Annotated in this window: 12 protein-coding genes; 5 read left to right on the top strand and 7 right to left on the bottom strand. The window is 45.6% G+C overall.

All coding sequences use genetic code 11. From position 1 onward, the window contains the following. Positions 1-17: 17 nt before the first annotated feature. The gene (locus VIC_RS10900) at positions 18-1,016 is read right to left on the bottom strand and encodes a substrate-binding domain-containing protein (RefSeq protein ID WP_006959777.1); all 999 of its coding nucleotides are present in this window, start codon (positions 1,014-1,016) and stop codon (positions 18-20) included. A 164-nt stretch (positions 1,017-1,180) separates the two neighbouring features. On the opposite strand from VIC_RS10900, the gene VIC_RS10895 reads away from it, so the two are divergent. Next, a complete protein-coding gene (locus VIC_RS10895) occupies positions 1,181-1,513 on the top strand; it encodes a tRNA-binding protein (protein ID WP_006959776.1) in 333 nt (110 codons plus the stop codon). A 165-nt stretch (positions 1,514-1,678) separates the two neighbouring features. Next, positions 1,679-2,257, top strand: coding sequence for a porin family protein (locus VIC_RS10890; protein ID WP_006959775.1), 579 nt, complete (start codon positions 1,679-1,681; stop codon positions 2,255-2,257). Positions 2,258-2,327: 70 nt separating this feature from the next. Here VIC_RS10890 and VIC_RS10885 read toward each other — a convergent pair whose 3' ends face one another. Together VIC_RS10885 and VIC_RS10880 are read right to left on the bottom strand one after the other, a co-directional pair. Next, positions 2,328-2,882, bottom strand: coding sequence for a gamma-glutamylcyclotransferase family protein (locus VIC_RS10885; protein ID WP_006959774.1), 555 nt, complete (start codon positions 2,880-2,882; stop codon positions 2,328-2,330). Between the two features lie 122 nt (positions 2,883-3,004). Beyond that, on the bottom strand, positions 3,005-4,900 hold the full coding sequence (locus VIC_RS10880; protein WP_006959773.1) for a PTS fructose transporter subunit IIABC: 1,896 nt from the start codon (positions 4,898-4,900) through the stop codon (positions 3,005-3,007). Positions 4,901-5,242: 342 nt separating this feature from the next. Here VIC_RS10880 and VIC_RS10875 point away from each other — a divergent pair, with 342 nt between their 5' ends. Next, positions 5,243-6,085, top strand: a complete 843-nt coding sequence (locus tag VIC_RS10875; protein ID WP_019274123.1) for a helix-turn-helix transcriptional regulator — start codon at positions 5,243-5,245, stop codon at positions 6,083-6,085. Here the strand turns inward: VIC_RS10875 and VIC_RS10870 are convergent. Next, complete coding sequence (locus tag VIC_RS10870) at positions 6,082-6,858, bottom strand: PTS sugar transporter subunit IIA (RefSeq protein ID WP_006959771.1); 777 nt, start codon at positions 6,856-6,858, stop codon at positions 6,082-6,084. The two genes, VIC_RS10875 and VIC_RS10870, sit on opposite strands and share 4 nt — an antisense overlap. Then, on the bottom strand, positions 6,855-7,157 hold the full coding sequence (locus VIC_RS10865) for a PTS fructose transporter subunit IIB (protein WP_006959770.1): 303 nt from the start codon (positions 7,155-7,157) through the stop codon (positions 6,855-6,857). Before VIC_RS10865 ends, VIC_RS10870 begins: the two co-directional genes overlap by 4 nt. 227 nt (positions 7,158-7,384) lie before the next feature. On the opposite strand from VIC_RS10865, the gene VIC_RS10860 reads away from it, so the two are divergent. After that, complete coding sequence (locus tag VIC_RS10860; protein WP_006959769.1) at positions 7,385-8,569, top strand: NnrS family protein; 1,185 nt, start codon at positions 7,385-7,387, stop codon at positions 8,567-8,569. Positions 8,570-8,669: 100 nt separating this feature from the next. Here VIC_RS10860 and dapD read toward each other — a convergent pair whose 3' ends face one another. Both dapD and VIC_RS10850 read right to left on the bottom strand, forming a co-directional pair. Beyond that, positions 8,670-9,701, bottom strand: coding sequence for a 2,3,4,5-tetrahydropyridine-2,6-dicarboxylate N-succinyltransferase (gene dapD / locus VIC_RS10855; protein WP_006959768.1), 1,032 nt, complete (start codon positions 9,699-9,701; stop codon positions 8,670-8,672). A 347-nt stretch (positions 9,702-10,048) separates the two neighbouring features. Continuing rightward, positions 10,049-10,657, bottom strand: coding sequence for a peroxiredoxin (locus tag VIC_RS10850; protein ID WP_006959767.1), 609 nt, complete (start codon positions 10,655-10,657; stop codon positions 10,049-10,051). 198 nt (positions 10,658-10,855) lie between these two features. Between VIC_RS10850 and VIC_RS10845 the strand changes: the two genes are divergently transcribed. After that, positions 10,856-11,761: a hydrogen peroxide-inducible genes activator gene (locus VIC_RS10845; protein ID WP_029235947.1), complete on the top strand. Its 906-nt coding sequence runs from the start codon at positions 10,856-10,858 to the stop codon at positions 11,759-11,761. Positions 11,762-11,913 lie beyond the last annotated feature (152 nt).

Below are 11,913 nucleotides of genomic sequence, written 5' to 3'. Positions count from 1 at the left end.
GCCTTCTTTGTTAATTGCTATAGTCGCTCAACGGAATTTCGTCGTACCACCGTTGGCGAGAAGATAATGGTGTCATTATCGGCAGGCTCTTGACGAGCATACGACAACGCAAGGCGTGCGGCCTTATCTGCCATCATTTGAATTGGGTAGCGCACGGTACTCAGACGAGGGTGGACGTAGCGAGCGATCAGTCCATCATCAAAACCCATCATCGATACCTGCTGCGGTACCTGAATCCCATTTTCATCCAGAACGGACAAAGCGCCAGCGGCCATGTAGTCGTTGTATGCGACAACGCCAGTGATCTCTAACGATTTGGTTAGCAGATTGGTCATTGCAATTTCACCACCATCGTTATTCGGTTCACCGTATTCGATATAGCTACTCGGCAACTCAATATTATGATCTCGCAGTGCGGCAAGATAGCCTTCAACCCGTTGTTGTGAATCTTCAATTCCGTGGTTAGAAGCGACACAGGCAATCTTGGTATGACCGTGACGAATCAAGTACTCCGTTGCTAGGTAAGCCCCTTTATGGTTATCGAGCGAGATACAACGTTCCGCCAATTGAGGAATATGACGATTGATGATGACCATACCTTTGACTTCTTTGGCGTAGCCAATCAGTTCTTCATCGGAAAGACCTTTAGCGTGGATGACGAGGGCATCACAGCGATTGTTGATCAGAAGTTCGATCGCTTTTCGCTCTTGTTCAGCATCGTGATAACCATTGCCAATCAAAATATGTTTACCGTGCTCATGAGCAACAGTGTCGACAGCTTTGACTAAAGTGCCGAAAAACGGATCGGAAACATCACTAACCAGCACACCCATGGTATTGGTACTTTGACTGACCAGTGAACGCGCCGCAGCGTTGGGGCGATAGCCAAGCTTATCCATTGCTTTGGTGACTGAGTCAACGGACGACTGGCTGGCTTTAGGGGATTTATTAATAACGCGTGAAACCGTTGCGATAGAGACTCCCGCTTCTTTTGCCACATCCTTTATCGTTGCCATGTTTTACCTCATAAGTTGAACCTGAACATTAAACACTGTTTGTGAAAATGAAGCAATTTGAGACACTTTTTACTGCGATAAATGCGATCTTTACCACTTGTTATGTAAGAGTTAAGTGTTAATGTAAACGTTATCTTTTAGTAAAATTTACTTGGAGTTTTATCATGGATACGATCGCTTACACTGACTTTTCAAAACTGGAGATGCGAACAGGCAAGATCATTGAAGTTGCCCGTCATCAAAACGCCGACAAACTGTACATTGTTCAAATTGATGTTGGGGAAAGGCGACTGCAGACCGTCACAAGTTTAGTGCCTTATTACACGGAACAAGAGTTGATGGGCAAAGAAGTGGTGGTGCTATGTAACCTTGCTAAAGCCAAGATGCGTGGCGAAACTTCTGAGTGTATGTTGCTGTGCGCTGAAACCGATGATGAGTCAGAAAGTGTTTTGCTGACCCCAGAACGATCAATGCCGATGGGGACGCGTATTGTTTAGCTTAGAGATTGTATCGCTAGCCTGACTGTACAATTAGCATTCATATTTAAAGTAATAATGAGATATCGATTATTATATGAAATATTAATGATTTTATTTATTGGTGGGATTCCTATATTCGCACGCGAACTTTTATGAAGTAGTTCAAGATATATAGGAGTTATAATGAATAAAAAATTATTAGCGGCTCTAGTCGCGGCAGTTTCATTTCAGGCAGTTGGTGCGAAAAACGTAGATGTACAACAGGCTGAACGCGGTTACCTTGAAAATGGCTGGTATCTAGGTGCAGATATCATTAGTACTGATCTAGACAGTGAATTCCGTGGTCAGTCACTTCAAGAAGTATCGAGTACTAGCCTTGCTTTATCCGTTGGTTACAACTTTAAGTTAACCGAGGCGTTGGTAGTAGGGTTAGAAGGTGAATACTCTAACTATGGTAAGTTCGATCTAGTGGACGTTCCTCTGCAAGCTGTAGCTGGCCTTACAGTTAGAAGTACTGATATTTCAGCATTTGCAATTAATCTGAAGCCAAAGTACTTTGTTTCAGGCTCTGATTTTTACCTAGGTGGTACACTAGGTTTTGGCACATACCATGCTGAAATTGAGACTGATCAGGTTAACGATTCAGCGTCTGATACTGGATTTACTTATGGTGTAGAAGCGGGTTATGCTTTAAATAACAACTGGCTTCTAAGTGCTGGATACCGCTCTTCTTCTACCGATATCGATGGTTTCGATATTTAAATGAGCACGCTTTACGCTGGTATTGATTACAAGTTCTAACCGCTTGTACTACCGAATTGAAAAGGGAGCATTACGCTCCCTTTATTAGTTTATCAATCACCGGATAATGGTGTTCTTCTACACCGGCGAGGTTGCCATACTTAGGCGCATGTCGGTCATCTTCTCTTGGGAAGTGCCAGCCGATGGTGTGCTCAATAAATTGTTTGGCAAACTGTTCGGAAATTTCCAGACAACCTGCTAATACGGTATCGACATAGGTTTGCATGATAGGACTCAGGCTACATGGTGGCTCAGGGTTGTCTTTGATATACACCCAAACCTGATCATTGGCACGAAACGGGTTATCGCACTCAAGCTGTGAATGGGGCACTTCCACTCGATGGTAGCCTCGCTCGCGAACATCAAATTCACTCAGCTCATCTTCGCTGATTTCAAGTAGTACTCCATTGACTAAGCCTTCGCCTTTATTTACGACTAGTGGCGAAAGGATATAACTGTCATCCACTTTACCCCAGTAGCGTTTGAAGCCATGAGCAATGGCAGGCAGAGCTTGCGCTGTTTTCCCTGTCAGTTGTCTCGATGCGGAGTTCATTAAACTGCCGTAGCCAAAGATGTAAATTGCCATGTATTTTCCCTCTGTGTTCAACAAACAACCTAAAGGTTTTTACCACAAAAGAAAAGACCCCGTAAAAACGGGGTCTGAATAGCGCGCAAAATAGGGGGATGGCGCTTAAGGTGCTTAAATGATTAAGCGGTTGCTAGCTGTGCTTTCGCTTTACGCATCTTCTTAAGTGAAATACAGGTTAGGGCGGTCACGACTGTACCTGCCGCCATACAAACGAGTGCCATCAGTGGTAGGTTCATTGCGCCAAGTAATGCGACGACTGGGCCACCGTGCGCGACGCTGTTGGTGATACCAAATGAGAATGCCATTACGGCCGCGACCATAGAGCCAAGCACGTTAGCAGGAATCACAGACATTGGGTCTTGCGCGGCAAATGGAATTGCGCCCTCTGAGATACCGACTAAGCCCATGGCACCAGCCGCTTTACCGGCTTCGATTTCTGATTCTTCAAAGAGATTGAATTTACGACCAAGGAAAGTGGCTAGGCCCATACCAAGAGGCGCTACAGGAATCGCACATGCCATGGCACCCATAAATTGTGTCTGACCACTGGCGATCATACCCACGGAGAACAAGAACGCGACTTTGTTGAACGGCCCACCCATATCAAAACCAGCCATACCACCTAAGACAATACCCAGCAGAATCACACTGCCAGTACTCATGCTGACTAACATCGCATTCAGGCCGTCCATCAAGCTTGCAATGGGTGCACCAATGACGAAGATGAACAGGCTGGAGATAAACAAAGAGCCTAGGATTGGTGCAATCATAATAGGCACCAATGGCTGAATAAATTTATGGTAGTTGATGCTCGTCAGCCATTTGACAAAATAGCCAACCAGTAAGCCTGCAACGATGGCGCCGATAAAACCTGTGCCAGCTTCCGCACCATAGAAAGAACCATTGTTTGCAATCCAGCCACCGATTAATCCTGGTGCGAGACCAGGACGGTCTGCAATCGCATAGGCTATGTAGCCCGCCAAGATAGGGATCATCAAGGTAAACGACACCACACCGACATCCAGTACTTTTTGCCACATGCTGCCTTCAGGAATTGCCATTCCCGCTGACGTTGGCTCGCCACCAATGGCCAGCGCGAGAGCGATCAGTAGGCCACCTGTAACCACAAATGGAATCATGTGTGAAACACCGTTCATCAGGTAGCGGTATAAATCGCTACGTGCATTCGAAGAGGCTGTTTCAGTCGTTTGGCTTTCTTCACTCGCTGTATAGAGTGGTGCTTGTAGCGCTTTTTCTATCAAACCCTTAGCATCGCTGATAGGGGCTTTGACGCCTGTGGTGATGACCTTTTTTCCCGCGAAACGATTCATATCAACCTGTTTGTCACAGGCGACAATGATAGCGTCAGCTTTAGCTATCTCTTCTGAACTCGGTGTGTTTTTGACCCCGATAGAGCCATTGGTTTCGACCTTGATTTGATAGCCAAGTTCAGCGGCACCTTTTTCTAAGGCTTCGGCGGCTAGGTATGTGTGCGCAACGCCTGCTGGGCAGCCGGTAACACCGATTAAAAAGCCTTGATCGGCTTCTGGGTTGTCTTGCTGATCTTGTGGTTTGGCGAGCAGTAATTCTAACGCTTCTTCAGAAGAACTGGCCTGCATAAAACGTTCAATAAAACCTTCTTCGATCAGTTTGGAAGAGAGTTCAGCCAGCACCTCGATGTGATGATCTGCACCGCCATCAGGAGAGGCAATCATAAAAAATAGTTTACTCGGCTGACCGTCTTCTGCGCCGTATTCTATCCCTTGGCGGCTAATACCAATCGCGACAGCAGGTTGGGAAACCGCGGCACTTTTGGCATGAGGCAGCGCGACGCCATCTTCAAAGCCTGTGTTGCCAATCTCTTCTCGAGCCTGAATGTCATTGAGGAATTGTGTTTTGTCGCTGATGCGGTGGTTGTTGCTCAGCAGTTCGATCAGTTCTTCGAATACTTCTTGCTTGGTTGTTGCTTGGAGATCTAAGCAAATCAACTCTTGATTGATTAAGTCTGTGATCATCTCGTTTACCCCGATTGGTTCCGATCTATGCGGAACTTGTTTTTTTATCTGAGGGTAATTGTGGGGGATTAAGTCAAGGATTTTTAGTGTACCAGAAATGCATTTACTGGATTATTGTAACTATGGATTTGGAGTGTGATCGAACTCAATTATTGATTTAAGTGTAATTAGTTTATTTTGTTTGGTATTAATCTTTAAATATCATGAATTTAATTGTTTTTATTGAGTGTTTCTATCTTTGAAAGGAAAAATACAAATCGTAAAAACTAGAGTATAGTAACCTCAATCTTTACTGCTTTTTTGTTGATGGAAGTCACGAAAAGTGATTGTTTGAGAGGGACTATGAGTCATATATTCCATGAGTTACTCGATAATGTTATTCATGAACGGGAGCATTTTAGTCGTATCTGGTTTGCTGCAGACAAACTCACGCCCCCGGCTTTTAGCTATCAGGTGAACTTTCCGCGGCTTGAGCTCGTTTTAAGTGGCGAGTACCTCAATCAACTTGAAGATCCTGAACAAGGGATTGCGGACATTAGCGTATTGAGTGGAGATGCACTCTATATACCTCCTAACTGTTGGAATAAACCGAACTGGGAAAACGAATGCTCGGTACTGAGTTTGCTGTTTGGCCGGCGCCAGTTAGGTTTTAGCTTGGTGAGCAAGCGTGCGGGGGAAAGCGGTTTCTATGACATCCAGAAATATTCTGTACCGACCCGAACTGGGCACGCGGTTGATCATATTTTGCAGGCATTGAACGCACTAGCTCAGGAACCTCAAAAAGCTCCGATGGATGAACATTTGCTGGTGGCTCTGCTCAGCTACTGCCAGTCAATGCTACAAAAGCCTGATGGCAGTTCGAAAAGCCACAGTGAAGATCTTTACCAAGGGATTTGTATCTATATTCAAGAGAATTTTCATCGGGCGATTACCCGGACGTCGATTGCTTCGCGGTTTAACATTTCCCCCAATCACTTGTCGCGCTTGTTTCGCCAACAAGGGCATATGACACTGGCCGACTACATCACCTGGGTTCGAATTGACCGTGCTAAGTTTATGCTCAAGCGCTATGACTTCCGCCTACAGGAAGTGGCAAACCGTTGTGGCTACGCAGATGCCAACTATTTTTTTCGAGTGTTTAAGAACAAAGTGGGTATGACGCCGAGCGAATATCGGGCGAGTTAGGCTTGTGCCAGCTTATGGGTAAAAAGAGCTTTTAACGCTTGTGGTTCGTGGCTGGTACGCAGCAATTGGCAATAGTCTGGATCCAGCAATGAGCGAGTCAGGCGCGTAAAGGCTAGCAAGACATCACGTGAAGCGTTATGTGGTAAAGCGATAGCAATGATCATACTGACGCCACCCTGAGCTGGAGAGTTCCAGTCTAATTCTTCTGTCAGCGACACAATGCTGACACTTGGGATATCAATCGCTTCACTCATGATGTGAGGAAGGGCGATACCATGCCCAATAGCGGTTGAAGAGGTTTGCTCTCGCTGAGCAAACTGTTCGCATATCAAAGCAGGGTTTGAGCTGGTAATACATTTTGTTGCGATGCTGAATGCCGCTGACTTAGTGTCAACATCACTGTGGTGGTGTAAGTAGCTAAGTGGAAAATCGAGATGAAAAGTGGGCAGATTGCTGAGCAGCGCAATATTGGTTAATTGGTTACTCTTATGCGCAGTATTGACCAAGGTGAACTGATCGCTGATGAAATTGGTAAACACCATGCAGGCCAACTCTGCATCGGAGCCTTCAATGTGTATCTGACATAAATCGAACTCCTGACTGCCCAACGACATGATCTGCAAAGGGTGCTCGATATTGGCTCTTTCCCACTTGGTGACGTTAAGTAACACGACCACCGAGCGAAACATCCCGCTCAAGGCCTTGAGGCGATTGATTTTCCAACTGGCAAATCCATCCTCAGGGAGAACGAACGTAATGCGACGCTCAATCACAGTGATTTGCACCTGTCGAGCACGGCATCAACATTGGTCAGCACTTCTTCAATGGTAACAACATGGATTTTACAACCCGTGAAGCGCGCCCGCTGTTCTATTTCTATATCTGAAGCAATCAGAACCAAATCTGCGCGCATGATATCTTGAGCGGAGAGAGGGTTTTCAATCCCCATTGCACCCTGAGTTTCGACCTTGATCTGCAAGCCTTTTTTAGGTGCAGCTTTACTCAATGCATCGGCAGCCATGTAGGTATGAGCAATACCGGTAGGGCAGGCGGTTACAGCAACAATTTTCATCTAAAACCTCACAATGTCCAGGTGGGTTATTGTCAACTTCTGACGACTTGGGTCAATGATTCAGATCTTCAAAACTTGTATTTTTATTACTCTCTCGTGTCTTTATGACCTGATTTTATGGGGTCATAAAGACACAAATTTTTCTTAACATATTGAATTACGGTTGATTTAACACTGGAATGAATATTGCTCTTAGATAGTTAGATTCAATATTTGGAGTGACCATTGTGCTCAATATTACTGACAAAAAAGTCGAAGAAGTCATTCCGCCGATTTTACGTCTGGGGTTCCGGCCCTTCTTTTTACTTGGCGCCGTTTATGCTGTTATTGCTGTCGCCTTGTGGGTATGGATGTTTCAAAACGGCCAGCCTGCGGCGTTAAGGGTACCTGCTTTGTGGTGGCATGTGCATGAGATGTTGTTTGGTTTCTCGATGGCGATTGTGGTGGGGTTCGTTTTGACCGCAGTTCAAAACTGGACGGGAATCAATGGCACCAAGCATTATAGATTGGCGCTACTGGTTGGCTTGTGGCTACTTCCGCGTGTGCTGTTTTGGACACCTGCACCTTTGTGGTTGATTTCATCGATTGAGGCTCTGTTTATCGCTTTTGCCGCGTATGAAGTTGGCCGTCGAGTGATCAAAGCCAAAGGGTGGAAAAATCTGTTCTTTGTACCTTTATTTGTTTTGGCGATTGCGGCGAACTTTGCTAGCTACGCGACCATTAAGGGGATGCCGCCGTTTCCTTCTTCAGCGGTCTGGCAGGCAATGTTGTGGTGGTTTACGATTTTACTGTCGGTAATGGGTGGGCGAGTGATTCCATTCTTCACTGCACGGCGATTTAATTTTGAGAAACCACAGCCGATGACTTGGCTAGAATGGACGGCAAACCTCCCGCTGATCAGTTTATTTATTCTGAGCTTTTTCCCTGTCACTTTTGCTCAGCTCGGGCCTTCTCTTATGGTCATTTCCGGTATAGCACATTTAGTTCGTGTGATGAGGTGGCAGCCGTGGCGCACCGTCAAAGAGCCGTTAGTGTGGGCGCTGCACTTAGCTTACTTGTGTATTCCGGTCAGCCTATTATTAAGAGGGTTACTCGATAACCCATTTGCGGGCCACAATATGTTACATTTGTTTGCGATTGGAGCGCTCGGCGGCTTGATTCTGGCGATGATCGCTCGTGTAACCATGGGGCATACTGGGCGAGCAATTTATCAGGGCCCAAATATGGCGTTAGCGTTCGCTATGCTGACGGCTGCTGCGTTAGTTCGTAGTGTTGGTGTGGTTCTGTGGCCAGCCCAAATGATGTTGATGATCGATATCAGCGGGTTGTTGTGGGTGCTGGCGTTTACTCTGTATGTGATTAAGTTCGGCCCTATGTTGCTAAAAGCGAGAGTTGACGGTCATCCAGGTTAAGTAGGTAACGGCTGCCTTCGCGCGCAGATCGATTCACTTAGCAGAAAAAGAAAAAGGGTTGATGCATACACATCAACCCTTTTTCTATTCGGCTACCAGCTTAGTTATTGCTGTGTAGCTCAGAGTTCAGCTCTACTGCAGTTTTGTTCGCCAGACATTCAATCTGACCAGTCACTGAATTGCGACGGAACAGCAAGTCAGACACGCCAGCTAGGTCGCGTGCTTTCACCACTTCCACTTCGTTGCCTTCTGAATCCAGCATACGAACTTTAGCACCCGCAGTGACATACAGACCAGACTCAACAGTACAACGATCGCCCAGTGGGAAACCAAGGCCTGCGTTTGCGCCTAGCAGTGAACTTTCACCGATAGAAACGACAACTGAACCACCACCAGACAGTGTACCCATGATTGAAGCACCGCCACCGATATCAGAGCCGTTACCAACCACAACGCCAGCAGAGATACGGCCTTCAACCATGCTCACACCCGTTGTACCCGCGTTAAAGTTGATGAAACCTTCATGCATAACGGTTGTGCCTTCACCAACGTGAGCGCCAAGGCGAACGCGTGAAGTATCAGCGATACGCACACCAGCAGGTACCACGTAATCAACCATTTTAGGGAATTTGTCGACACAATCGACAGATAGGTTGCGGCCTGCTAGGCGTGCTTCAATTTGGCGATCAGCCAGTTCTGGCAGATCGATAGGGCCTTCGTTGGTCCACGCAATGTTGTGCAGTAGACCAAAGATACCGTCAAGCACAGTACCATGAGGTTGAACTAGGCGGTTAGAGATAAGCTGAAGCTTCAGGAAGCCTTCAGCAACAGAAGCTGGCTTCTCATCTGCTGCAAGAACAACAAGTACTAGCGGTTGTGAAGACTCCGCTGCTTTAGCTGCGAATGAGGCGTTTACAGCATCACCGTTTGCTTCGAATGCGCTAGCAAGTTCTGCACTTTGTGCCGCAGAGATTTCGATTGCTTGGTTGCCTTGCTCGTAACCTGCTACTTTTGCGACTGAGTCTACCAGTGTGTCAGACGGGTTAAGAACTGGGTTCGGGAAAAATGCTTCAATGATTTTTCCATCGCGGTTTTTGGTTGCCGTACCGAAGGCTAGAGAAAAGTAAGCCATGTTGAATCTCCGTGTAGTAATCGTCAGTCAGGAAGAGTGAACTTGAACTCTTCCTCCAAATCAGTTGAGTTCATCATAAAGAGAGCTTTTTCGACTTTAAAGAGCAGAAACAGATAAAGTCTGTAGGTCGATACGTTTTGTCTCTTTAGCGATATCTTGTCTTTTTATCTATATAGGTAAGTTGTGAGAGCGATAATGGTTATTGAGTGTGAAAGCAAAATAAAAAGAGCCCGAAACTGAGTTTCGGGCTCTTTAAATAAGACTTTACTTTTAACTGATTGGCGTTTGCTTTTTAGCTTTATATTGTCCAACCAAGACACCCGTTGAGCTTGGGTGCGAAAGCAAAATTACTTGCTTAGGTCTTCTGCGTGCTCAGATAGGAACGCTGCAACACCTTTTGGAGATGCGTCCATACCTGCTTTACCTTCTTCCCACTGTGCAGGACATACTTCACCGTTCTTCTGGTGGAAGTTTAGAGCGTCAACCATGCGTAGCATTTCGTCGATGTTACGGCCTAGTGGTAGGTCGTTAACAACTTGGTGACGTACAACGCCTTCTTTGTCGATTAGGAAAGAACCACGGAAAGCAACGCCTGCTTCTGGGTGCTCAACGTCGTATGCTTTACAGATTTCGTGCTTAACGTCAGCAACTAGTGGGTACTTAACTTGACCGATACCGCCATCTTCGATAGCAGTGTTACGCCATGCGTTGTGAGAGAACTGAGAATCGATAGAAACACCGATTACTTCAACACCTTTAGCTTGGAAATCAGCTAGACGGTTGTCGAAAGCGATTAGCTCAGATGGGCAAACGAAAGTGAAATCTAGTGGGTAGAAGAAAACAACCGCTTTCTTACCTTTAGTGAACTCTGCAAAGTTGAAGTTATCAACGATCTCACCGTTACCTAGAACAGCTGCAGCAGTAAAATCTGGGGCTTGACGACCTACTAGTACCATTTTTTTGCTCCTAAAATATATGGTTAGTTCCAAACCAATTGATTCGTTTTTGGTTTGGTCCGTGTTTGTACGCGACAAACTATAGTACAGATTGTAGTATGGAAAAAAGCGAAATAAATAGATTGAGTTAATCGAAAAAAGCGATAATGCTAAACCATTATCTTGATCACTGGATGAGCAGTAGTTACATATAGAATTATGAATAAGTGGCCTAGCCTCAAGCAATTACATTATTTGATAACCCTTCACGAAACACGCCACTTTAGTGAGGCGGCGGAACGGTGCTTCGTGAGTCAGTCAACGCTCAGTAAAGGTATTCAAAACCTCGAGGAGCTGATTGGTTGTCCTCTTTATGAGAAGAAAGATAAGAAAAGCCCGTTAGTGTTTACACTGGCGGGGGAACAAGTTGTCCAACAAGGGCGTGAACTTCTGGCAAAAGGGCAAGATCTGGTGGAACTTGGTCGTCTTTGTCAGGGAGATGAAATGGAAGGGCAATTGCGTGTTGGCTGTATTCCAACCATTGCGCCTTTTTTACTCTGTGATTTGGTGCAGGAAGTGAACCAGCGCTTCCCTTTACTGAATTTACTGCTAAGAGAAGACACCACAACCAATTTACTGGCGGCGCTGCGCCACGGTGAATTAGATGTACTTATCTTAGCTTTGCCAGTTGATATAGACGGCATGGAAAGCAAAATCGTCGGTAATGATCCATTTCGGATGATCATCAGCCGTAATCAGGCCGACGCGATTCAGACCCCGATTAAGTACGATGACTTACCTGATGAGTTTGTGTTCTTACTGGAAAAAGAACACTGCCTAACAGAACATGCCGTTTCTGCCTGCCAGCTGACTAAGAAAGAGAAGATTAACCCATTCTCGGCAACCAGTTTACATACCTTGGTTCAGATGGTTGCCAATGGGTTAGGAACCACCTTTATCCCCCAGATGGCAATCGATCACGGGTTGATTGATAACCAGAACTTAGTGGTTGTTGATGCTCCTGGGCAGCAAGCACATCGCCATATTGGGCTAGTTTGGCGCCCTAGTTCTTCAAGAGTGAATACTTTTAATCAACTGGCACAAGTCGTGTCAGAGCTGCTTTAGCGATAAGTATTAGACCAAATCTCGATGATACCTTCCAAAAGCACACTAGTTTTAGTGTGCTTTTTAGCATTTTATTCTGTTGGTGAACTTTAACTTGTAAAATTTTACAAAGAAATCTTGATGAAGCTTTCATTAAATTGTGAAATTTCACA

The sequence above is a fragment of the Vibrio coralliilyticus ATCC BAA-450 genome (assembly GCF_000176135.1).
GTDB lineage: Bacteria > Pseudomonadota > Gammaproteobacteria > Enterobacterales > Vibrionaceae > Vibrio > Vibrio coralliilyticus.
The sequence above is the reverse complement of the archived record's forward strand: the minus strand, read 5'-3'. Positions and strand labels throughout refer to the sequence as shown.